The 25,918-nt window shown below is 28.2% G+C and carries 18 protein-coding genes and 1 pseudogene; 15 read left to right on the top strand and 4 right to left on the bottom strand.

The features are described 5' to 3' along the window. The first annotated feature begins 121 nt into the window (after positions 1 to 121). Positions 122 to 1,348 carry a hypothetical protein gene (locus A8C32_RS08655; RefSeq protein ID WP_069830030.1) on the top strand — a complete coding sequence of 409 codons (1,227 nt, stop codon included), beginning with the start codon at positions 122 to 124 and terminating at the stop codon, positions 1,346 to 1,348. A 57-nt stretch (positions 1,349 to 1,405) separates the two neighbouring features. Here the strand turns inward: A8C32_RS08655 and A8C32_RS08660 are convergent, their stop codons facing one another. Together A8C32_RS08660 and A8C32_RS08665 are read right to left on the bottom strand one after the other, a co-directional pair. After that, positions 1,406 to 2,515, bottom strand: a complete 1,110-nt coding sequence (locus tag A8C32_RS08660; RefSeq protein WP_069830031.1) for an alanine racemase — start codon at positions 2,513 to 2,515, stop codon at positions 1,406 to 1,408. Positions 2,516 to 2,522: 7 nt separating this feature from the next. Further along, complete coding sequence (locus tag A8C32_RS08665; protein WP_069830032.1) at positions 2,523 to 4,016, bottom strand: serine hydrolase domain-containing protein; 1,494 nt, start codon at positions 4,014 to 4,016, stop codon at positions 2,523 to 2,525. A gap of 107 nt (positions 4,017 to 4,123) precedes the next feature. Here A8C32_RS08665 and A8C32_RS08670 point away from each other — a divergent pair, with 107 nt between their 5' ends. The 3 genes and pseudogenes from A8C32_RS08670 to A8C32_RS19905 all read left to right on the top strand — a co-directional run bounded on the left by A8C32_RS08670 (position 4,124) and on the right by A8C32_RS19905 (position 9,767). Beyond that, complete coding sequence (locus A8C32_RS08670) at positions 4,124 to 4,627, top strand: MarR family winged helix-turn-helix transcriptional regulator (protein ID WP_069830033.1); 504 nt, start codon at positions 4,124 to 4,126, stop codon at positions 4,625 to 4,627. A 715-nt stretch (positions 4,628 to 5,342) separates the two neighbouring features. Beyond that, positions 5,343 to 8,585: a S8 family serine peptidase gene (locus tag A8C32_RS08675; RefSeq protein WP_069830034.1), complete on the top strand. Its 3,243-nt coding sequence runs from the start codon at positions 5,343 to 5,345 to the stop codon at positions 8,583 to 8,585. A 235-nt stretch (positions 8,586 to 8,820) separates the two neighbouring features. Then, positions 8,821 to 9,767: pseudogene (locus tag A8C32_RS19905) on the top strand (integrase core domain-containing protein). A gap of 402 nt (positions 9,768 to 10,169) precedes the next feature. Here A8C32_RS19905 and A8C32_RS21465 read toward each other — a convergent pair. Together A8C32_RS21465 and A8C32_RS08690 are read right to left on the bottom strand one after the other, a co-directional pair. Further along, positions 10,170 to 10,394 carry a transposase gene (locus A8C32_RS21465; RefSeq protein ID WP_083253294.1) on the bottom strand — a complete coding sequence of 75 codons (225 nt, stop codon included), beginning with the start codon at positions 10,392 to 10,394 and terminating at the stop codon, positions 10,170 to 10,172. 165 nt (positions 10,395 to 10,559) lie between these two features. Then, positions 10,560 to 12,521, bottom strand: coding sequence for a right-handed parallel beta-helix repeat-containing protein (locus tag A8C32_RS08690; RefSeq protein ID WP_083253295.1), 1,962 nt, complete (start codon positions 12,519 to 12,521; stop codon positions 10,560 to 10,562). A gap of 677 nt (positions 12,522 to 13,198) precedes the next feature. Here A8C32_RS08690 and A8C32_RS08695 point away from each other — a divergent pair. The 11 genes from A8C32_RS08695 (at position 13,199) to A8C32_RS08745 (ending at position 25,884) form a co-directional block, all read left to right on the top strand. Beyond that, positions 13,199 to 14,455, top strand: coding sequence for an MBOAT family O-acyltransferase (locus tag A8C32_RS08695; RefSeq protein WP_240491716.1), 1,257 nt, complete (start codon positions 13,199 to 13,201; stop codon positions 14,453 to 14,455). 10 nt (positions 14,456 to 14,465) lie between these two features. Further along, positions 14,466 to 15,410 carry a hypothetical protein gene (locus tag A8C32_RS08700; protein WP_069830039.1) on the top strand — a complete coding sequence of 315 codons (945 nt, stop codon included), beginning with the start codon at positions 14,466 to 14,468 and terminating at the stop codon, positions 15,408 to 15,410. Then, positions 15,410 to 16,423, top strand: a complete 1,014-nt coding sequence (locus A8C32_RS08705; protein WP_069830040.1) for a GNAT family N-acetyltransferase — start codon at positions 15,410 to 15,412, stop codon at positions 16,421 to 16,423. The genes A8C32_RS08700 and A8C32_RS08705 overlap by 1 nt, the downstream gene beginning before the upstream one ends. Before the next feature lie 33 nt (positions 16,424 to 16,456). Then, positions 16,457 to 17,401, top strand: a complete 945-nt coding sequence (locus A8C32_RS08710) for a GNAT family N-acetyltransferase (RefSeq protein WP_069830041.1) — start codon at positions 16,457 to 16,459, stop codon at positions 17,399 to 17,401. A gap of 4 nt (positions 17,402 to 17,405) precedes the next feature. Further along, on the top strand, positions 17,406 to 18,599 hold the full coding sequence (locus A8C32_RS08715) for a GNAT family N-acetyltransferase (RefSeq protein ID WP_069830042.1): 1,194 nt from the start codon (positions 17,406 to 17,408) through the stop codon (positions 18,597 to 18,599). A 2-nt stretch (positions 18,600 to 18,601) separates the two neighbouring features. Beyond that, positions 18,602 to 19,783 carry a GNAT family N-acetyltransferase gene (locus A8C32_RS08720; protein WP_069830043.1) on the top strand — a complete coding sequence of 394 codons (1,182 nt, stop codon included), beginning with the start codon at positions 18,602 to 18,604 and terminating at the stop codon, positions 19,781 to 19,783. A gap of 30 nt (positions 19,784 to 19,813) precedes the next feature. Continuing rightward, positions 19,814 to 21,019, top strand: a complete 1,206-nt coding sequence (locus A8C32_RS08725; protein WP_069830044.1) for a GNAT family N-acetyltransferase — start codon at positions 19,814 to 19,816, stop codon at positions 21,017 to 21,019. 23 nt (positions 21,020 to 21,042) lie between these two features. Then, the gene (locus A8C32_RS08730) at positions 21,043 to 22,173 is read left to right on the top strand and encodes a GNAT family N-acetyltransferase (RefSeq protein WP_069830045.1); all 1,131 of its coding nucleotides are present in this window, start codon (positions 21,043 to 21,045) and stop codon (positions 22,171 to 22,173) included. Positions 22,174 to 22,316: 143 nt separating this feature from the next. Next, positions 22,317 to 23,474 carry a glycosyltransferase family 4 protein gene (locus tag A8C32_RS08735; protein WP_069830046.1) on the top strand — a complete coding sequence of 386 codons (1,158 nt, stop codon included), beginning with the start codon at positions 22,317 to 22,319 and terminating at the stop codon, positions 23,472 to 23,474. A gap of 60 nt (positions 23,475 to 23,534) precedes the next feature. Continuing rightward, positions 23,535 to 24,578, top strand: coding sequence for a sugar-transfer associated ATP-grasp domain-containing protein (locus A8C32_RS08740; RefSeq protein WP_069830047.1), 1,044 nt, complete (start codon positions 23,535 to 23,537; stop codon positions 24,576 to 24,578). A 1-nt stretch (position 24,579) separates the two neighbouring features. After that, on the top strand, positions 24,580 to 25,884 hold the full coding sequence (locus A8C32_RS08745; RefSeq protein WP_069830048.1) for an acyl-CoA synthetase family protein: 1,305 nt from the start codon (positions 24,580 to 24,582) through the stop codon (positions 25,882 to 25,884). The last annotated feature ends 34 nt before the right edge of the window (positions 25,885 to 25,918 follow it).

A 25,918-nucleotide genomic window follows, 5' to 3' on the forward strand; every position in this document is an offset into this window, starting at 1 on the left:
ATTAGTTGAGTTAAATATGAATACTTTATTTTGAATATAAATTTAGTGCATCAAATATTAATTATTATTAATTCTACTTATTAAAAATATTTTTAATAATTTTATCTTTAAAATAGGAATTTTGAAAACCTCCTCATTATCAATAGTACTAACTTCTGATTATTTTAAAATATTATTAGAAAAAGTACACGAAACCTTTATGAATAAGCATAGGCTAGTCAAGCTTCCTAAAGCATTGCAGTTATATGGTTATGGTACGTTTAATGATGATAAGCCATCTCTAAAAAAAGATTTTGAAGCTATTGGTTCTGAATTTATTAACGGAAAATACTTATATGATAAATCGAGAGCTTTTGAAAAAGGTCAACCAATAATTAAAATTAATCAACATTATAAAGACATCATATTGCATTATATAGGATATGATGATTTTAAACATTTTCTTGAAGACCATAAGGTATCTAGTATTGAATATGAAAAACAATATGACTTAATTTACAGCGGTGAAGAGGATAAAACTTATTATTACCTGAATTACTATTTTGGAGAGCATAACAAGATTTTAAAAGGACAGACTATAATATCAAATAATTGGAAAACCATTCAACATATTTTTATTTATCCTCTAGAAGATGGCACTTATAGAGAGCACTATAGTAATGGTAGTATTAAGCGTCAAGGAGATACTATAACAATAAAGACCAGTACACTTTCTGGAGGAAGGTATATTGATGGAGCTAGTGAGATATATTATATCGGACATAAATCACCTTCGCATTTAAACTATCTTATAGGAACTTATTGCACTTTCGATATTTACACGAATACGGTAGCTGGACGTTCGATTCTTGAAAAATGCGAAAGCAAAAAGGTTATGGAAGAACAATCTAAAACAGCTTTTATACCTCCATATATTGCTTTGGAAATTAGAAATAAACGTATTGTTAACAATAGATTTGTTCCTAGAAATGCTTTGGAATTATCAGACCATAGCCCTTATGCATCTTTATATGGTAAATTACCTGGTACCTATGAGTTAATTTTTAGATTTGATGAGGGTTTTAAAGAAACTTTAAAATTTAAAATTTTAGAAACCGATTATCAGGTTGTTACTTTAACTGAAAATGTTTATATCGAGAAAGATAAGTTGGAATTACTAAACAAAGGCTCAATAGTTAATTTTAGGTTTAGCTTTTCGGGCATTATAGCTCTTGATAGCGTGAGTATTTTTTTTAAAACCTACTTTCTGAGAAATGAAAATGAAAAGCAAGAAGGTGTATTTAGTGGTATTGATAATGAAAATAGACTAATTAATGGAACTTTGGTTGTAAACTATGCCCCTAATTAATTATGCCTTTCCGCACATTATTTTGACCAAAGTTTTCTGAGGCCAAGTTTCCATACTTTAAAAAGTAATTTTTCTTTTCCTCGCAGTAATATCCCAACTATCTACTTTCTTTCCTTTTGAAATTACAGATACATCATCATGTAAATTTATTGTTGAACAAATATGATATGGAATTCCATAGTAAACATCACCAACCTTTATCTTTTCCCAATTTTTCACTTGTAAAATTCCGTGCTCTTCACTTTGAGAAATTAATTCATAGTTTTTTAAATTCAAAAATTTAACTCTTTGGTTAATAAGGTTTTCTGAACCTACAGATTTGTGTCCTAGGTCAATAGTTATGATGCCTCTTTTAGGCTTTGAAATAACGCGACATATTAATAAAGCTGCATATTTATACTCCTGTTCCTTTAGTTTTTCGCTATACCCCCAATCCCAAAGCACACAAGTTCCTGGACTAGTAATTCGATGCTCCTCAGTTATATGTGATGTGAATGATGGTGTGCCTCCGCATATTAATTTTATATCTGGATACGCTTGCTTTAGTGTATCAAATAAAACTTTGATAGGCCTAAATTCACTTTCTATGTAACTTTTTCTTTTTTGAAAATCAGTAGCTCTTAAATGCCCATCATATACATGTATACCTCCGAAATTAAGTGAAGTAAATTTTGGTATTTCTTGAATGAGTTTATCCAATTCAAAACCTATTTCAACGCCAGAACGATGCATTCCGCTATTAATATCAATATAGATATCTATTTTCAGAATCTGCTTCCTTGCTTCTTTATTCAACTTTTCAATTGAATCGATATTATCAACGATTGTAGAAAAAGTAGTATTAGAAAAATGTCGAAATAGAGAACAAAAACGTTCAATTTTTGGACCGACTAATTGATGTGCTATTAAAATACTATCTGCTCCTTCACTAGCAGCAATTTCTGCTTCAGAAATGGTAGCCGCTTTAAATTTTTTAATACCTAAGGAAATCATAGCACTTATTACTTTCGGCATTTTGTTTGTTTTGATATGCGGCATAAGCAATGAAGTATCTCCGTTTACCATAGAAACTATTTTATGAAGATTGTACATCAAGTTTTCTTCATATAAGATAATAGAAGGAGAATCAACCTTTTCAATATCTTCTATTTCATACCAATCTTTCATACTTATTTTAGTTTTCTATTTTTAAATCACTACTAAATTCAAATAAAGGTAGACCTTCTGATGGTTTGGTAATATTTGGACTTTTATAATACATCGTTTTACCAGAAATAACACCATTATCTAATGAGATTTCTGTATACAATATCCCGTGAGGATGTATTAATGCATATTTATTTTCTCTTTGCATATAGATGAGCTTATAGGTTATCTCATTTTCTATAATAAGATGGTCATTTTTACCATCTAATATAAGGGTTCCATGCTTTTTGATCTTTTCTCCATTACTATTTATAGTAATATTTAATTTAGTAACACCTCTAGGTTGAACTGAAGGAGAAGGTAATGTCAAAAACGGCAAAGCAAGCATATGTGCAGTTTCTTCTATACGCCTAGGCCTTTTTGCATTTCCCATAATAGAAATAGTTAATTTCTGATTTGGAAAGAGACATATTATGCTACGAGCACCGCCCATACCACCGGCGTGTTCATATACTTTTCGATTGTCCATATCCCAATTTTGACGCCAGCCTATTCCCACACCAGTTTCCTCTCCAGAATTTAGCTTTTGTGTTTCGAACATCATATCAATAATATCTTTTTTAATAAACCCATTCATATAAGAATTCGCCATTCTTACTAAATCTGTCGGTGTGGAAATTAATCCTCCACCAGCCCATTTGTAGCTTGGGTCTTCAGGATTGTTGATTTTTATAGGAAGTCCTTTATTCATTCCTTTTTCATTAAAACTATATAGTTCTGTCATTTCTACACCAGGATTTTTACGCATATCAGGACCCGTAGATACCATACCTAAAGAATTAAATAAATCATCCTCTAAAAGACTAAGAAAATCTTTATTGGATGCTTTTTCCATAACTCTTGATAATAAGGTATAACTATGAGTACTATACTTGTATTTATCGCCAGGTTTATGTAATAGTTGCGTATGAGAAAAAACCCCTAAAGCATCTTCAACAGTAGCGTAATGACGATTTTCAATTTTATCATTACCTGAATAATGAGGAATTCCGGATAGGTGTCCTGATAATTGTTTAATGGTTACAGAGTCTTTTGTTTGAGGATATGTTGGAATATATTTATTTACTAAATCATTAAAATTTAGTTTTTCATCTTCCACCAATTTTGCCAATGCCGTTGCTGTTATTATTTTAGATACGGATGCTGCTCTAAATTGTGTTTTGGGAGTAACTGGCTTTTTTGTTTCTAAATTTGAATATCCATATCCTTCTGAAAAGATAATTTCGTTTTTAAGACCAACAGCAACTGACATTCCTGGTGGTATATCTCGTAATTTCATAAGCTCTTCTACCATTGCTATTACTAATCTCTCGGGTTTATCAATAGAACCTTGTTCATAAACTTTAGAGTGTTTTTCGTCTTTATTTCCTGATTTTGAAACACAATTTTGTACGCAAAGCACTATGAGTATTATACTCAATAGTTTTACAGAAATAGTTAAATAATTCCCTTCTTCTTTCATAAAATTGTAATTGATTTACTTTTTAAACTATCTTTACATCAAGATAACTTAAGCAATGATACAAAATATATCTTGATATCAAGATATATTTATTAATTTTTATTTAAATGATAGCAAACGAAAAGGATTTATTAGATAATTTAATTATTGATTGGAAAGAAGAAAGACCAGATTTAGATGCTTCAGCAATGTTAATAGTTGGTAGAATATTGAAATTAGGAAAAATTTTAGAAAAAAGTGCCAGTATAGCGTTACAGGACAATAACATTAACTATACAGATCTAGACGTTTTAGCAACTTTAAGACGTTCTGGGAAGCCTTTCGAACTTACTCCTAAACAATTAATGAAAGATGTATTAATTACATCTGGTGCTATGACAGCTTTATTAGATAGGTTGGAAAAATTAGATTTAATATACCGTTCTCCTGATGCAAATGATGGCAGGATTAAAAATGCTAGTTTGACAAAAAAAGGGATAAAATTGATTGATAAGGCTATTGAAATTAGATTTAATGAAGCAGACGAATCTATAAGTATGTTAAATAAAATTGAAAAGGAAAACCTTTCAGTCTTATTAAAAAAAATGACATTGTATTTCGATAGTAAATAGTACTATGGTTTACCACTCCTACTAACATCATAATTCGAAAAAAAATTATAGTCAAACGTTAATTATAAAAGAACTCATCTTGACTTTTTATTTTTAACCAAAAATGAGCCAAAATTTGTTCAGATAAAGTTGTTTATAAAGTATCTGGAAAAGCCGAAAGAGACCTTTCCAAAAGGTACGAATATGGAATCGAAACATTTAGATTAAAACAGGCATAATACATGTTTATTAGAAATGCATATGCTTTTTCAAGTATTAGCTAATAATACTAACCTTGGACGTCATGCATCAGAATTTAGATTATAATTAAAACGATTTTTATATAAATATCATACTATTTTTTATTTAGCTTCAAACATTAATATTGAATCTTCTTGATTTTTTCTATTTCCTAAAAAATGTACAAAATTCGCCCATATTTCAGTTATCTTCTAATCCGTAATGATACCCATCAGCTTGCATACCTTTTTCCTCTTTTTTAATAAATAATCGTTTTATTTAACCTATTTATTTAATTCTTTCAATATAAAAGATAGAATTTAAGTATAATTTATTTGTAAGAATTTATTTGTAAAAAACTTACAGTGATTACATTTTTTTTCATACTTTTGACTCAAATGGTTATAATTTTATAACAAAAAACACTATTTACAAATTATTTTGCAAAATTTATAAGTATACATTAAATTTCCATCAACCCTTAAATCATTTAAAAATGAAAAAAACTATAAGCTTAACTTTAACAATACTTTGCTTATTTATCACATCAACATTTTTTGCTCAAACAAGACTTGAGATTAGTAAAATTAAAAAGGAGTATAATATTCAAAAATTAAAACAATTAGAAACGAATCTTAAAAAAAAGGCAGCTTCTGAAAAAGAAAAAGCAATAGAATTTGCTAAGCAAAACAATATACCTACAAAAATGACTACCAAAGATGGTAGAATATTAGAACTACAAAGAATAGTTAACGAAAACCCCATTTATTACACTACTTTTAATATTGATGCAGCCGTTTCTACCAGAACAAATCATCTACAAAGTGGAGGATCTTTAGGATTAAACCTAATGGGGCAAAATATGACTGCTTATGTCTGGGATGGAGGTGTTGCTAATAGAGCGCATCAAGAATATGATGGAAGTGGAGGTAATAATAGATTTTCTATTGGAGACGGTACATCTTCCCTTAATTTTCATGCAGAGCATGTTACAGGAACAATTATAGCTTCTGGTTTAGTAGCTAATGCAGAAGGAATGGCTCCTCAAGCCCAAGCTATTGGGTATGATTGGAATAATGACAAAGCTGAGGCTGCATCGGCAACGGCTAATGGCATGTTGATATCTAACCATTCTTATGGCTTTGCCTTTAGAAACTCTCTAGGACAAGTACAATTACCTCAATATTATTTTGGAGGCTATATTGACGAGTCTCGAGACTGGGATAACATTATGTTTAATGCTCCCAATTATTTAATGGTAGTTGCCGCAGGAAATGACGGTGATGATAATACGGCGAATAATAACCCTACAGGAGGTTCTGGTTGGGATAAACTAACTGGACACTCTACTTCAAAAAATAATTTAGTGGTTGCAAATGCTAACGATGCCAATATTGATGCTAATGGTAACTTAATATCTGTATCAATTAATAGTTCAAGTAGTGAGGGACCAACAGACGACATGCGTATAAAACCAGATATTACTGGTAATGGAACACAATTGTACTCTTCATTTAATTTTGCGAGTTATGATACTTTTGTCGGAACTAATTTTGCAGATGGAAATATTACTGATGATTATGCAAGCATTACAGGCACTTCAATGGCTTCTCCAAATGTTACTGGTTCCTTATTATTATTACAACAACATAATAATAATTTACACAGATCTTATATGAAAGCTGCAACTCTTAAAGGGTTAGCCCTTCATACAGCTGATGACGCAGGTGCTTCGGGACCTGATGCCGTATACGGGTGGGGGTTATTAAATGTGAAAGCTGCAGCCGAAATTATAACAGAGAAAGATACTGAAAGTAAGATTCAAGAATTAACATTAACATCGGGGCAAACGTATTCAATTACAGTAAAATCTGATGGAGTTAACCCATTATTAGCTTCAATTTCATGGACAGACAGAGCAGGGACAGCTGTTACTAGAGTAAACTCAACTACTCCTGTACTTGTTAATGATCTGGATGTTAGAGTTACTCAAGGAAATAGCACCTATTTTCCTTATAAATTAACAGGTCCTACAACAAGCTCAAAACAAGACAATAATGTAGATCCTTACGAGAGAGTAGATATTACTGGAGCATCAGGAACTTACACCATTACGGTAACACATAAAGGTTCTTTAATTGGAGGAAGTCAAAATTTTTCTTTAATTATTTCAGGATTATCCGACACTCCTACAGTTTGTAACGCAACTATTCCTACAGGAGTCAATTCATCAAATGTTTCAGATACAAATGCGACTATTTCTTGGACTGCAGTATCGGGAGCAACTTATGATGTACGCTATAGAGTTGCTGGGACTTCTGCATGGATTACTAATGCTATAACTGGTACATCTATAACTTTAAACAACCTAAATACATCAACAGATTACGAAGCTCAAGTTCGCAGTAAATGTACTTCAACAAATTCTGAGTATAGTTCATCTATTAATTTCTCAACAACTAGCGGTTCATCAACTTCATGTATTTCTACAGTAGATGCTTTTCCTTATAGTGAAAGTTTTGAGTCTGGAGATGGATGGATACAAGCAACGGGAGATGATGGCAATTGGATAAATGATGCATCTGGAACACCATCTAGTAATACAGGTCCAAGCTCGGGAGCAGACGGTTCTTTTTATATGTTCATAGAAGCTTCATCAAATGGAAGCACAGGAGCAATAGGTTCAAATGCAACAGCTATTTTAGAAAGTCCTTGTTTTGATTTATCTGCAGAATCCAGTGCAATGTTTACTTTTCAAAACCATATGTATGGAACAGCTGTTGGATCATTAGAATTAGAAATTTCTACAAATGCGGGCGCTTCTTGGGCACCTCTATGGTCTTTATCAGGAAATCAAGGAAATCAATGGAATTCTATATCCATAGATTTAAATTCATATTTAGGACAAACTATTAGCTTGCGCTTTGTTGGTACAACTGGCTCAAATTGGTCAAGTGATATTGCTATTGACGATTTAGGGCTAACAACTGGATCTACTGCAAATGAGTGTGATACATTAAATTTCAATGATTACTCAATATCTTCATTCTCTAATCAAGATAATGATGGTACATTTTCTGTTGCAAACGGTGGCACATCTTTAACATTAACAAATAATACATGGAAGTTTATAAATTTCCCTTATGAAATAACTGCTAATACTGTTATTGAATTAGAATTTAATAGTACCTCAGAAGGTGAAATTCACGGTATTGGGTTTGAAAATGATAATTCATTAACACCTTCTAACTATTTTAAACTCTATGGCACACAAAATTATGGGATAACTAATTATGATAATTATTCTAGTGGTACTACCACGTATGTAATTCCAGTTGGAGATTCTTATACAGGGACAATGGATAAATTAGTTTTTATTAATGATAACGATGTTAGTTCTGGCAATACTTCTGTATTCTCTAATATTAAAGTTTATGAAACTTCTTGTGTAAATTCTACATCTAAGGTTGTATTTGGAGAAAGAACAGATATTTTTGGAAGTGAGGATGAATTTTCACTTACAGTCTACCCTAGTCCAGTTAAAGAGGGCACATTATTTGTTAAAACTAATCAGAGTATTCAATTAACCTATCAGGTAATTAATATGCTTGGACAGACAGTTAAAACTGGGCAGCTTAAAAACAAATTAATAACGGTATCTGATTTAGAATCAGGAATATATATGTTAAAAATTAATAATAACGACCAAACAATCCATAAAAAGTTTATTATAGAGTAATAATTTTATAAAACTTTAATAAAAGAATAAGGGTTTGGAATTTTCTAAACCCTTATTTACATTATATATACTTAATCTCCTCTCCATTAAATTAGAAATAAACACTTTATACTATTAATTATATTTAAAGGACTTTAAGCAAATTCTAGAAATTTTAAATCATCTAAAAATAATAGTATTATTGGAATGTCTACTTTAGTTGGTACAAATTTATATGATAAATTAAATTTGGAATATGCCAAGAAACAATTACGACAAGGAATTTAAAACTACAATTGTAGAATTACTAAATACAGGTAAAACAGTTCAATCTTTATCTGATGAATATAGAGTCAGTTCAGCTTCTATAAACAGGTGGAAAAAAGAATTTGATCCAAAGCATAAGACTGTACCTAAAGAGTCCAACGAGAGCTTACTAAAGATTAGCGCTTTAGAAAAAGAGTTGAAAGAAATAAAGTTAGAGCGTGATATCTTAAAAAAGGCGGTAAGCATCTTTTCCAAGAGCGACAGTTAAGATATAAGTTTATAAAAAAACACAAGAGTATATTTCCTGTTGAGAAGATGTGTAAGTGTATGAAGGTTAGCAAAAATGCATACTATTCATGGCTTAGAACTCTAAAGAATAAAAGTGTTAATTCTAAATTAGAATTTATAAAACAACGTATTCAGAGTATTTATAAAAATAGTAATGAAATATATGGGAGTTTGCGTATTCAGAAAGTATTAGAAAGAGAAGGGCTTAGTTACAGTAGGTCTTACATAGCATACCTGATGAAGGAAATGGGACTTAAAAGCATTTTAAGTAAAAAGTTTAGGGTAACTAGGTTAATGGCTAGGAAGAAAAGAGAAATTACCGATAATCATATTTTTCATTCAGATAGAGGGGCTCAGTACGCTTCTAATAAAATGGTAACTATTTTAAAATCAAACCCTAAAATAAAGCAGAGTATGAGTAGAAAAGGCAATTGTTGGGATAATGCAGTAGCTGAAAGTTTCTTCAAAACTTTAAAATATGAATGCACAAATAGATATAAGTTTTCGTCTTTTTTACAGGCTTTTAACATTATTAATGATTACATAAACTGGTATAACAACGTAAGAATTCATTCCGCCATAAATTATAAAACGCCAGCAAAAAAAGAATTAGAATTGAAAATTAAAAAAATGAATAATGTAGCATAAAAAATAGTACCAAATTTATTAGGTAGTCCATATCTAACGAAATATTTAGTGATACTCAAGGAGTGGTTTATCAAATTGTTGGCATTGGGGTTAAAAATCAAGTACCATTTTTCTTTCTATAGATTTCCAAAAAGACAAGGATAGTATTACTAGGTAACATTTTCTTAATTTCATCCCTTCCAAATGCTTAAATTTTGAGATTAATTTGTCTCCAATGAACTACTCAACGCAGAGCGTACGAGGCATCAAAATAAACGTAACTGATTCTTGTGAACAATTTTGTACTTAGACTCATTTACTCCTTGATTTTGCAAATATTTCTTTATTATACAATTTACGAATTTATATTAGACATAAAAACTTCTAAATACTACCGAAAAATCTCTTTTGCTGTTAATGCTTTTAACAGTATTCGATATTTTCTTTACTGAAAACCATTGTAACACTCTGAATTAGAAAATGACTATGATTATCATCCAATCCTATTTCTAGAAAATGAATTTCATATCGATTTTCTATTTCTTGACAAATCTTTTTCAAAGTCGTATAGACATCATTTATTAAAACATCTCTTCGATATTTGATAGGAAAAACAAAAATGATATAACAACAAACTTTTGTTATCACTTTTTAAAATATGCTCACTCATATTTTCGAAAATACATATCTTTATGCTACACCCGACACAGAGTGCCGGGGAATTCTATTGATTAAAAACAAAAAAAACTCTAAAAGCTGTAAATCTTTTAGAGGTTTTATAATTTAAGTTCTATTAATTAATAGAATATAAACCTAATTTGCTGCTTGTCCTGAACAATCATTTTTATCTATAAAAATATTTACAGAACCTAATGGTTGATAGACACAATTGTTATTCCCAGTCACTGAAATCACATTTTCACTAATATCAATATCCCTACATCCACTTAATATTTCAATAGCATGGTTTCCGTCTCCATCTATAGTATTCTTATATAAGTTTATTAATTGAGCGTCTAGCAAACTTATTTTTTTGGAAGTATTATTTATAAAATCAACATTTTTTGTTCTACTAATTGTTATCGAAGATTGTTTAAAATCATTATTATCGATAATAACTTTATTATTACTTTCTTCTACTTCATTATTCACCATTACCATTTTAATACCTTCCCTACCAGTTTTAACAAAGTTGTTTTCATAAATTTTCACATTATCCATTGAGGTAATATTTCCAAAAATTCCAACACTATTACTTAAATTACTTTCAAAAGTATTTTTATAGATATTAATATCTTTCACGTTTTTAGGCTGAACTCCTGTAACAAAATTTATTATTTTATTATTATAAATTTCATTTTCTCTAGTGTATACTGCTATACCAACTGTATATCCATTAATTGTATTACCAGAAATAATGTTATTTGAAGCTGTTGTAGAGTCTGGATGACCTGTAATGATACCTGCTCCAGCTGTATCACCAGGCTTTGCAGTAATTTCATTATTCAATATTTTAACTCCAGAACCATCAGCAATGTTAATTGAGTTTTCAGTAGTATTATTTTCTATAGTAACATCTTCTCCTATAGCAACGATAAACGCTCCGTATTTACTACCTTTTTCTATATTATTACTTAACGTAATATTATAGGCTTTTTCATATAAAATAAATTCACCATTGGTATCTCTTCTTCTTACAGCTTCAACATCTAATCCAAAACCAGGAGCTACACCTTTAGAGTTAGGCAAATCAATTCCTGCATTTAAGAAATTATTACTATCGATTAAAATATTAAATCCATCTGTTATAGATATATTATTCCTTCTATTACTATCTAAAGTATTATTAGTTACTCTAATATTATTAGATGGTATATATCCTGCTTCAAAAGTAAAACCTATACTATTAATATTAAGACCATCACCTGTACCATTAATCATTCTAACATTATCTATATCTATATTATTCGATCCATGAATCATTATTACATGACCAGAGTTACCTACCCCCTTACTATCATCATGATTTAATCTATCTCCATGTAAATTACCTCCTTCTACTCTCGCGTTAGAAACATCTCTTAACGCTAATAAAGCATAATCACTACTACTATTAGGTTGAACTCTAAGGTGTACATTTTCCCCCATACTAAGTGTGAAATTAGATGGTACATTAACAGCTTCTTCACTAGGATAAAAATTTCTATTTGTAGTTGTACTAGTAACTTTACTAACTTCAAAATAAGCATCCATTTTATCTATTTGAAATGTAGTTACTCCTAATTCTTTTGCCATCTTCATTGATGACTCCAAAATATCATTATTTTTTTGTGCATTTTCAGAAGTCGTAACTCCTTCAACTATCCCCCACCTTTTAGGGTTAAATTTAAATACAGGATCTTTTAAATGAGGACTATTTCCTGTGATTGTTAAATTAGAACTTAAAAGGTTACCATCTATAACATTATTACCTTCAGAAAAATTAATAGTTCCATTAATAATATCTCCTCCTTTTCCTTCAATAGTTACATTAGCAGGAAGATTAACTGTTTGTCCTTTTAAATCTAAAAGGCAATCAATTATAATAGTTGAATTAGGTTCTACATTATCTAATGTAAAATTACAAGGTAAGTTTGTATCAGTTTCCTCATCAGGATCTTCTTTGGGGTCTACAACTTCTAAAGTTGGTTCTGCAAATAATTCTTCTTTATTACATGACAGCATTGATATCATTAACATTAGAGCTAATAACATGTTCTTAAAAATCTTTTTCATGGTAATTGTAATTTTGAGAGTGATTATATTTTTTAAATATCAAAAATTATTCTTGAATCATCGTTTAAAAGAGTGTTTTTTTCGATAAAACGCACCGTATAGGCAAAAAAAATATCGATAAAAAACGATTTTAAACGATAAAACGACAAAATTATTCTTGTTTAGTTTACATATACGTTGAAAAAAACGATCTGGATCTTAATTAAAAAAAATAATAATTAAATAATAAAACCTTAACATTCAACAAATTAAATATTAACAACTCCCTATGTCATTATATATCTGCAATTATATAACAAAAAGCTAAAAAAACCTACAATTATATTCACTTCATCGATAAAGTTATTAACGATGATATGCATAAGTATTCGTTAACATAACAAGGAAAAGATGTTAAACCATTTTATTTTCATTTTGGCTTATTTTTAAAAAAATATAACCAAATTGATTTATGTTTGTTTATGTGCCAATGATTTTTTAAACTATTTATGCTATTTAACTCATTCGAATTCCTTCTCTTTTTTCCAATTATGATCATTGGATTTTATGTTATACCCCATAAGTATAGATGGCTATGGCTTTTACTTGGAAGTTATTTTTTTTACATGGCTCATCAACCTGAACTTATAATTTTACTATGTATCTCTACCTTGGTCGATTATTATTGTGGTATAAAGATGTTTAAAACAAACAATGCTAAAATTAAAAAGATATTTTTAACATTTAGTATAATAACTAATGTTGGAATTCTTTTTCTTTTTAAATACTTCCTTTTTTTTACATCCAGTCTTGATGCTCTCATAGGTTTCTTTGGTGCAGAAATGTCACTAGAAGAAACAGCTAACTCTTATAACTTTAATAACATATTATTACCAATAGGTATTAGCTTTTACACTTTTCAAACAATGAGCTACTCTATTGAAGTTTATAGAGGCAGTATTAAACCTGAAAAGCATTTAGGAAAATTCGCTTTATATATTGCATTCTTCCCTCAACTAGTTGCTGGTCCTATTGAGCGCGCCTCAAGACTTATCCCTCAATTAAAACAAAAAGTTCAAATTAACATACCTAATATAAAAAAAGGTTTAATACTTATGGCTTGGGGCTTTTTCCTAAAAGTTATTGTTGCAGATAGATTAGGTATATATGTAGATCAGGCTTTTAACAATCCTGAATCACCTCATAATATATCACTAATTTTAGGTGGTTTTTTCTTTTCGTTTCAAATTTACTACGATTTTTCTGCTTATACATCTATAGCTATTGGGGCTGCAAAAACTATGGGTTATGATTTAATTCAAAATTTTAACAAACCTATATTTTCAACTTCTTTTTCTCAATTTTGGAAACGCTGGCATATTTCCTTTATGCAATGGCTTAGAGACTTTTTATACAGACCACTAGTAAGAGATCAAAAAACAAATAGACTAACAGCTGTAATTATTGTTTTTTTTATAAATGGTCTTTGGCATGGTGCAAATTGGACTTTTATAGTCTGGAGTCTATTAAATGCTTTGATACTTATTATAGAAATTGCGACAATTCCTATTAGAAAAAGAATTTTTAAAATGATGAGAATTCCTAAAAGAACAATACGTATACTTGGCTGGTTTACAGTTATTAATTACCTAACATTCACTTTAATTTTTTTCCGTTCTCCATCCCTATCTCAAGCCTTTTTATATATTAAAAACATGTTCTCCTTTGGTAGTTTACATATTGATATTTTAGGTAATTATTTTGAACTTTTTCTTTGCATAATTTTAATTTTAATTGTTCAGATAATTCATTACTATAAGGGTAACAACAAAGTATATGAAATCGTAACACAACGCCCTAACCATATAAGATATAGCATGTATTTAGCATACATACTAATCATCGTTTTATTTGCTATAAATAGGCAAAATACTTTTATTTATTTTCAATTTTAAAGTGTTTAAAATGAGGTTTTTAATTAAATTTTCTGTTTTCTGTTTACTATTAGCAACTACATATTTCATACTTATTCATAAGCTATCAAAAGGTTATGTAGATGAATATTACAATAAGTTTACACAAGAAGCTGGTAGTTTAATAATAGGAGCCTCTAGAGCACAACAAGGAATTTCTCCTACTATTTTAGAAAATGAATTAAAAGAACACAACTTTAACAAGCCTGTAATAAATTTTGCTTTTGACGGTTTTCAATCTCCTTATGGGGAAGTTTACTTTAATGCTATTAAAAAAAAATCTAGCAACATTATTAACAATGGACTATTCATCTTATCGGTATCTCCAGCAAGCTTTACTGCTTTTACTAAAGACGTAGAAATGGTATTAAATATGGATAAAAAAATGCGGATTGGTAAAGTGGACAACTTTTCCTCTAACCCAAATTATAATTATATAATGAAATGCTATGAAAGTCCTTTATATAACTCTTTCCTACCTACTAATACATGGAAACATGCTTTATGTCATACAAATGGATGGAATGAAATAAAAATAAAAAAAGGAAAACATATTATAAATGAAGCTGATATTAAACAATGGAAAAAACAAACACTAGATGGTTATAACAAGAAACTAGAAACAGAAGTTGACTCAAAATATCGCCTTAATAGCTTTTTAAATACTATCAAATTTTTAAAAAACAAAGGAACAGTTGTAATAATTAGAATTCCAGCGGATTCAGATTTTATTGCAATGGAGAATAATTTATGGAAAAACTTTAACAGCCAAATAGATAGTATAGCTAAAAAACACGAAGTTCCTTATTTTAATTACTCAAATGAAGTAGGTTTTAAAACTTACGATGGTTCTCATTTAGAATCTGAAAGTGCAAAAAAACTAACAAAACTTTTAAGCAAGAGTATTAAATCTTATCTTAATAACGATTTTAAGTAATGAAACGTAACCCATTTTTATCTAAAACCTTTAAATCTGTATGGTTAAAGCATTTTAACCATAGTAAAAAATGTACTTTTTTTAGTTTTATTCCAGAATTACCATTCGTAAAAAATAAGTTTTTACCACTTTATTATAATATAGGAAAAAATAACACCAAGGGCGTTAACTATATTTTATCAAAAAATATCGCTCCAGATTACAAAGGTCGTGTTTTTATCGTTTACGATGTTCCAGATTACACTCCAACAGACACCTTTTTAAACAACCTAGGTGTTCATAAAATCACTCAATATCATGGATTTAAATGTAATTTAAAAAACTACAATAGCCTAAACGATTACTTATTAAAAGTTATTAGTAAAAAAAGCAGATCTAAATTTAAGGGGTATTTAAGAAAAATAAAAGATGCACTTAATATTACGCATAAAGTATACTACGGTACTATAAGCTCTGAAGAATATAATTCTATCTTTAACACTTTTGAAATTTTATTAAAAAAACGTTTTTTTAACAAAAAAACAAACAACAACAACTTGAATCCTAAAGAATGGGCGTTTTTCACAGAAGTCACCTTACCAATGATTAGAAATAAAAAAGCAGCACTTTTCGTAACTTATGACAACACAAAGCCTATTGCCATTACACTTACCAATTTTTCTGATACAGTAATGTATGATGTTATTCGAGTTTTTGATATTGATTACTCAAAATACAGACCTGGCATTGTAGGTGTTATGAAACAAATTGAATGGTGTCTAGAAAATAAATTTGAAGCTTTAGATTTCTCTAAAGGTTATTATGAATATAAAAAGAGATGGGCTAATGAGCCTTATTGGTTTGAATATCATATTTATTATGACAAAAAATCATTTTTAGCTTGCTACATCGCATTAATATACAAGCTATTTTATTCACTAAAACTCTTTCTAAGAAAAAACGATTTAATAAATTATGCTCACAAATTATTGTTTCTAAGAAACAAAAAGAAAATACAATTACTAAACAATTGAATTTTTGATTAATTAAAATAAATAAGTCACCTGATGATATTTAACAAACTCTTTAATTCTTATTTGTTTGTTTTTGATTTATACTTGGAGCACCAAATAAGTCCTTTTTATACTCCAAATATTTCAAATACCATATCACGTAATAAACTTATTATTTCAAAAAAAACGTCTCAAAAAAAATTAAATCAAATATTTATATCTCGAGACATACCTGGATACCTAAACCTCAATGTAAATCACAAACATTTCAAAAAAGTTAAACAATACAAAGGCTACCTATTAAACCTATCTGGATACAATAATGCAGACGACTATATAATTAAAAACTTAAGCAGTCGAAATAAAAAAAATCTAAATTCAAAAAAGAACAAGCTTTTTAGAAATCATAAAATTTCTTCCAATTTTTATTTTGGAACCATCAATAAAGAGCACTACAATACACTTTTTAAAGTTTTTTATACATTACTAAATAACAGGTTTGATGAAAAAAAAACACACAACAGGTATCTAACTAATTGGAGTGATTTAAAAACATCAACTTTTCAGAAAATTTTAGACAAAAAAGCCTCTTTACATGTTATTTATGATAACTTAAAACCCATAACTTTTACTTTAAATTTTCATTTAAACGACACTGTTTTTAGTCATATTCAAACTTACGATGTAAATTATTCAAAATACAACATGGGAGACATTAGTATGCTATACCATTTAGAGTGGCTAACAGAAAATAGTGTAGCAATATTTGATCTATCCATGGGAAAAACATATTATAAACAAAAGTGGTCCAACCATGAATACGACTACATATATCATGTTTTCTATAATAAAAAATCCATAATATCAAGTATATATTCAAACATTATAATACAAGAATTAAAGTTTATTCAGTTTTTAAGAGATCGAAATATTATAGGAAGATTATTTATGCTTGACAAACTCATATACTCCTATAAAAAACAGATAATAAAACAATAACTTGATGTTAAAAAAAATTAAACCAGATAATCTAGATGTTTTAAGCGCTTCTTTAGAAAAAAAAGAAGCTCTACCTATTTATAATAGTATAATAAACAGTATTTCTGGTTCTGTATTTTATAAAGACACTAAACATATTGACATAGAAAATAATAGATACTTATACTGCATTTACGATTTCCCTAGTTACTTAAAAGGAGTTATTACAAACAAAAACTGGAAACTAAAAAGCATAAACACATACAAAGGCTCTTTAATCCTTTTAAAAAACTATAAAAACGCAGACGATTATCTTAAAAATAAATTTAGCCCTAATAGAAGATCTAAATTTAAAACCTATAAAAGGAGGCTAGAAACCTGTTTCAATATTGAATATATAAGCTATTATGGCTCTATTACCAAAGATAAATACGACTATCTCTTTGAAGAATTTCACATAATGATAAAAAAACGCTTTTTAGAAAAAGAAGCAAAAAACTACGATTTATCTCGTTGGGAAATTTACCATGAAATAGCATACTCTTTAATAAATAACAAAGAAGCTGTTTTATTTGTTATTTACAACAACGATAAACCTATTAGTATTTGTTTAAACCTTATTAGAAACAAAACTATTTATGGCTATATAAGGTCTTATGATATCGATTACTCAAAATTCTATATTGGTTTTACAGATTTTATACAACAAATCCATTGGTGTTACAATAATGGTATTCAGATTTTTGACTTATTAAAAGGGAATTACCCATACAAAACAAAACTAATTGATTCTCAATATGACTTCCAAAAACATGTCCTATACAACTCGAGTTCTTTATTAACTTTTTTGTCGGCCAAAATTATAATCTACAAAACATTAGCATTTTATGACTTAGTAAGATTTTTAAAAAAATTCAACATAAATATTTTATATCATAAAATCCTAAAATATAGACATAAAAATAGCGAATCAAAAAAAACTAAAGAACACTTAAAAAGCATAGTTATCACTAATAATGTAAAAATTGAATCTTACCCTAAACTAACTAAAATCGATTCAAACAACAAATCGTTAAGTTATTTAAAAAGGCCTCTTTATAATTTTCTATATACAAGCCAAGAATCTATAAATACGGTTGAGATATTCAGTATTAATGATTCATTAGACACATATCTTATAAAGGGTAAAAACTTAACACAACAAATACATTTTCAATAATTTTGAGACACATTAAGCACATAACTTTTTTAAAAGCACTTTTATCTAATAATAGCTTACCTCTTATTTATAAAGCGATTACAAATAATACTAATCTATTTTATAATACTAAAACAGATTCAATTCTAAATTTAAAAAACCATGTTCTTATAGTAAAAGACATCCCTAACTATCTAAACATAACAATAGAAAAACACCTCAATAAAACCTTTATTAATAAAATAAAAACCTTAAAAGGGCATTTAATAGAGCTTCATAATTATCAAAGTATTTCAGACTATTTAAATCATAATTTCAGCACAAAAAGTAGATCGAATTTAAGACGCTATAAAAACAGATTAGAAACATGCTTCAATATAAAATATGTATCATACTACGGAAATATTGAAAAACAAGAATACGATAGATTATTTATTGTTTTAAAAGATTTATTAGAACGAAGATTTAACGAAAAAGGAGAAATCAACTATGAATTACAGTATTTAAATGAGTTTAATAACATCGTATACGAGCAAATACTAAACAAGAAGGCTAATTTATTTGTAATATATGATGGAAATAAACCTATAAGTATTAGAATAAATATGCTGAAAGACAAACTCAATTTCTATATTCTTAGTGGTTATGATATTGATTATTCAAAATTTCACATAGGAAGTCTTGATATGCTAAAAAATATAGAATGGAGCATCCAAAATAACATTAAAAGTTATGACCTTTTAAAGGGATATGATTATTACAAAAAAAAGTGGGCAACTAAATCATATTACTACAGCAATCATATTATTTACAACTCCAATAGCATTAAAATATTCATAATCGGGAAACTCACATATATTAAATATACACTTAAATACAAGACTTATAATCTACTTAAAAATAAATACATAGATATAATATATAGAAAATTCAAAAAAGGCTTTTTTAGCAAAAACAATCTTTACCAAAAAAAAGATAAAACATTTATTTTATCAAATTCAAACACAAAAAATTCAAACAAAATCACTAAAATAAATATTGAGCAAAATAATGAATATCAGTTTCTTAGAAAGCCCGTTTACGATTTTCTGTTTTTAAATAATGAATCCATAAATAACATAACAGTTAACAAATTCACAGATTCGACACAGAAATTTCAAATTCAATCAAAAAATAAAATACATTTATTAACAGTAATAAATTAAAAATAACACCTGTATAAAAAAAAAAAAAAAATGAAACTAACTAAAAAGCAAATAAATAAAAGCTTTTTCTTAGATCTTTTCTTTAAAGACAAAGCCTTCCCTCCTTTTTATAAAAAAATAACCAATTTGCTCTCCAAAAATGTTAGTTATAATTGCAACTCTAATTCAAAATACAATCCACCTCATATATATACCATAATTGATATACCTAGTTATTACTCAATTGAATTCAGTAAAGACTATACATATTTAAAATCGCTCACTACACCTCTTTACTCTGGATACTTAATAAACCTAACAGCATACAACAACCTTGAAGACTATCTTAACAACAAATTAGGGAAAGCAAGAAAATCACAATTAAAACGCTACAGAAAACGATTAGACCTATGTATATCTCCTATTTATAAAATATTTTATGGCGATATTACAAAAGAAGAATACACATTTCTTTTTAAAGAGCTGGTAATAATGACTAAACGTCGTTTTACTCAAAAAGAGGAATCAAATTTCGAATTACCTTTTCTAAAACTATACGAAAATATGATGTACAAGTTGATATTAGAAAAGAAAGCTAGCATATTTACCATTTACGACAATGATAAACCCATAAACATAAGTTTAAATTTCACAGACCAAGATACCGTTTTTCACTGGAATAGCTGCTATAATATCGATTACCAAATGTTTAACCTAGGTCATATAAATATGGTAAACCATCTAGAATGGGCTTATAAAAATGAATTTAAATTATTCGACATGAGTAGAGGTGATTTTTTTCACAAAAGGAAATACGTAAACGAAAGCTATACGTATAATGCAAACATCATATACAATCCTAGCAAATTATCTAATTCTTTTAAAGCTAATTTACAATTTTTAAAACTAAAAATACGCTATGCAATAATTCAATTACTTAAAAAATATAATTTACATTTATGGTACAGTAAATACCTAAAGTATAAATACAGGTTAACTAGCTCAAAAAACAACATATCATTACAAAACAACATTAAAATAGACAATATTATTTCAGAAATACCTAATTTTAATAAACAAATTCAAATTAACTTAAATAAAAATAAATATGCTTTCTTAATTAGGTCCTTAAATTATTTTTTACATAAAAACCAAGAACAAATTAAAAACGTTACAATTTATAATGATTTTAAACATAAACAAACTTACTATTTTAAAGGTGCCAAAACCCATCAAAAAATAACAATTATAGACTAGTCATAATTTAAGCATTTCTTTAAATGAGCATAAAAAACAAAATACCAATATTCCCAATATTATTTAGAAATGCCGATATCCAGCAACTATACAAAAGCATTGAATACTTTAATTTAAAAGTTTACAATAACAATCATAACTCTAAGACAAACAGCACTTACTCCCATAAATTAGTTCCAGAATATTTTAAACTAAAGCTTAGAGATACCTCTTTTAAAAGAAAAATAATACCTCAATTTAATTGGGGATATTCTATTTTATTAAATCACTCAGACTCTATTGAAGATTATATCCAGCGCCAATTCAACTCCAAAAAAAGAAACATTTTACTTAGATACAAAAAACGTTTAGAAACATGCTTTAATATAAAATATAAAATGTTTTATGGAGAAATATCTAAAGCTCAATATAGATTTATTATGGAATCGCTTCGTAACATGATAGTTCGCAGATTTAAAGAACGTAATGAAGCTCACAAAAATTTATATGAATGGGATTACCTTCTTGAAAACACATATTTAGAAATTATAAACCAAAACGCCTCTTTTTTCGTAATATACAATGAAGATAAACCTATTGAAATTTCTTTAAACTACCATTTTGACAAAGTATTATTTAGTTTTATATCTTCTTACGATATTGATTATTCAAAATTTGGCTTAGGTCATGTAGAAATTTACAAACAAGTAGAATGGTGTGCCAATAATAACTACATACTTTTTGAAATGGGTGTTGGAGGCATGGATTATAAACGAAGATGGAGTAATAATATTTATAGATATAATCATTACATCGTTTATAAAACCATGTCTACCAAACTAAAACTAACACTTATTAAAATACAGTTGAAAGAGTATTTAAAAGCAAAAAAAATAAATGAAATACCACCAAGAATAAACCGGTATTTAACAAAAAAAACATTGAAACAAAATTTAGTTATCTGCTCTAAAATAAACACTATTGAAGAAATAAATATAAATAACTATAAAGAAGTTAACCATACCTCTAAAAATTATAATATCCTTAAAAGACATATTAATGATTTCTTATACCTAACTTCAAGCCATTATAATACTATAACACTATACAAAAAAGACAACTCTTTCATAATTAAAGGAATAAATAACTATCAAAAACTATCACTCCCACAATAACACTACTATTTTAAATCACAAAAAAATAAAATAAACCGTTCATCCCAAAACCTAGTAATAGAAAGAGAAAATCCAATGAAAACTAATTACTTTTATATATTTGCCATCTTATTTATTAATTGGCTAATCCAACCCTTTGTTTTATGAAAAAGAAAATTATCAGAATTACAACAGTCCCTCTATCACTTAGCGGTTTATTACAAGGCCAATTAAAGTTTATGTCAAACTATTTTGATATCCTAGCGGTATCATCAAAAGGAAAAGATAATGCACTTGCAAGAGTATCAAAATACGAAAGTGTACCAACTACTCCTATAGAAATGACTAGAAAAATAACTCCAATAAAAGACCTTATTGCAGTATGGCAACTTTATAAATTATTTAGAAAAGAAAAACCTTTTATTGTACATTCACACACCCCTAAAGCAGGAACCTTATCTATGCTAGCATCAAAACTTGCAGGTGTACCACATCGACTACACACCATAGCTGGTCTCCCTCTAGTTGAAGCTACAGGTTTTAAACGAGTTATCCTTAATATAGTAGAAAAAACAACTTATAAATGTGCTACAAAAATATATCCAAACTCTTATGGTTTAGTAGATATTATACTTGAGCATAAATTTACAAATAAAGACAAGCTAAAAGTTATAGCCAACGGTAGTTCAAACGGTATAGACACCTCCTATTTTAATCCTGCAATCTTTGATGACAATACTAAAAAATTAGAATTTAGAACAAGTTTAAACATTACTAAAGACGATTTTGTATTTGTATACACAGGAAGGTTAGTTTCAGATAAAGGCATAAACGAATTACTTATTGCTTACGATAAAATAAATAAACAGCACAAAAAAACAAAGCTATTACTTGTAGGTACATACGAAAATGAATTAGATCCACTCCTACCTAAATCTATGGAAATAATTCAAAACAACAAAAATATTATTTCTACAGGATGGGTAGACGATGTTAGACCTTATTTTGCTATCGCTAATACCCTTGTTTTCCCTAGTTATCGTGAAGGATTCCCTAATGTTGTTATGCAATCTGGAGCCATGGAACTTCCAAGCATAGTTACTAATATTAACGGGTGTAATGAAATAATTAAAGATAAAGAACACGGTATTATTATACCCGTAAAAGATGATAACGCTATATACCGAGCTATGAATTACATTATAGCCAATCAAGAAGAAGCAGCTAAAATGGGTATAAAATCTAGAGAGAATATTGTTAAAAAATTTGAAAGAAAAAGAGTATGGGATGCATTACTATCTGAGTATGAATGTTTAAAATAACTACTAAGACGTAATTAAACACTTATTTATTTTTAACTTTACAGTCTAAAATAAATATTCATGCTCTCAAGAATAAAATACATTAAAGTTTTTTTTAATGATCCAGACAAAAAAAATTATTTAAAAATATTAATAGAATTACTCCATTTTGCTTGGATAAAAAAAGAGATTCCTTCAGATTATTTTAGAAAATTTTTATACAGAACAGATGTTCTTGATTACAAAAACTACCTAAGCTTAAATCAATACTACAAAATTATTAGTCATCCAGAAATACGTCTTCCCGAAATAGCTTCTATTTTAAATAACAAATTAAGTTTTGCTCACTATTCAGAAAACAACAATCTACCCACTCCTACTGTAATAAGCTATAACTTAAGAAATAATTTCTTCTTCAATAATGAAATTACTACCATTTTTACAAAAGAGGATATCGTTCTTTTTTTTGAAAAAATATTTAAAAAAACTAATAACGACAAACTATTTCTTAAGCTCTTAGAAGGCTACGGTGGTCATGGTTATATTTTATTAGATGAAAGTAAGCTAATAGATCAAATAAAAACATATGGCAATTCAATGCTAAAAACAAGCTACATACATCAAGAACTAGTAATACAACACCCAGACATTAATAAAATATATTCTAACTCAATAAACACGCTAAGAATTGATACTTATATTGATAAAAAACTAGAAGCACATGTACTATCTGCTTTAATACGCTTTGGCTCTGGAAATAGTCATGTAGACAATACTTCTGGTGGAGGCTATTCAATATCTATTAATGCAGATAGTGGCAAATTACAAGGGAAACTAAGACAAGATGTAACCAAGGGAGGACGTGTCCATACTAAACACCCAGACTCGAATGTAATTCTAGAAGATTATAAAATACCTTTTTTCGAAGAAGCATGTCTTTTAGCAAAACAAGCATCTAAAAATTTACCAAATAGAATTATTGGATGGGATATAGCTATTACTAAAAATGGTCCTGTAATTATTGAAGGAAATGAAGGTCCATCACTTCATATGACAGATGTAGCTTATGGAGGATACTGTAAGCACCCAATAATCCAAGAACTTTTACTTGAAACAAATAAATAACATGAAATTACTCACTTATACACTTGAAAACTTAAGAAACAACAGCTACTGGTTTTTAGATTTTATAAAAAATAGTCCCATAAAAAAACATACAAACGATATATCTTTTATTTTAGAAAACTTCTCTAATAAGAAATCTGAAGATTTAAGAAAAAATAAATTAGAAAAAATAGTAAATCACGCAAGAGAAACAACTCCTTTTTATAAGGAATATAAAAAATTTGAAGACCTACCCATTGTAAATAAAAATACAATTAGAAATAGTCGTGAAGCATTTCAATCTAACGCTTTTAATAAAGAACAATTAAGAACAGTATCAACCAGTGGATCTACTAGTATTGCTTTAGAAATAGATCAAAACCCTAATAAAATAAAAAGAAATACAGCCGACTCAATATATTTTGGTAAACTAGCTGGATTTAGAATAGGATACAAACTCCTATACTTAAGAAACTGGGATAAACATCTTAAAAAATCTTCAGTCACTAAATTTTTACAAAATATTGATGAATTTGAAGTTGTAGATATTAATGATAAATATATCAAACAAATAATAGACAGCATTAAAAATGATGCTTCTAGAAAAGGCTGGCTAGGTTATCCTTCTGCTTACGAATTAGTATGTAAATACTTAGACAAAACAAATGCCAAACCCATAAATTGCAATATAAAATCAATTATTACGATGTCTGAAGGTGTTAATAAATACACCAAGGAATCTATGAGCAAATATTTTAAAGCGCCTCTAGTATCTAGGTATTCAAATATGGAAAATGGTATTATAGCTCAACAAGCAATAAACCAAGATTACTACATTATAAACTGGGCGAGTTATTACGTTGAAATATTTGATTTAAACGATGACACCCCTGCTGAACTTGGAGAACCTGGCAGAATTATAGTTACAGATTTATACAACTACGCCAATCCTTTTTTAAGATACGACACAGGAGATATAGGCATGATAGATTATTCGGTAACCCCTCCTATTTTAAAACATGTTGAAGGTAGAAAAACAGACGTTATTTTTAACACAAAAGGCGATATTGTTTCATCTTTTATAATAACAAATATTGTAGATTATAAAGGCGTAATACAAGGGCAATTAATTCAAGAAAAACAAAAAGAATACACTATAAAACTTAATACAACAAAAGAGTTTAATCAAGAAAAAGAGGTTTTATCTGAGTTTACAGGCTATTTAGGTAGTGATGCAATTATACAAATAGATTATGTAAAGGAAATTCCTTTACTAACATCTGGAAAAAGAAAAGCAACAGTAAATAACTATTCCGTATCACAATAAAATAAGCACCTTACCGATAAAACGATAAGATAGA

The sequence above is a fragment of the Flavivirga aquatica genome (assembly GCF_001747085.1).
GTDB classification, from domain to species: Bacteria; Bacteroidota; Bacteroidia; order Flavobacteriales; family Flavobacteriaceae; genus Algibacter_C; species Algibacter_C aquatica.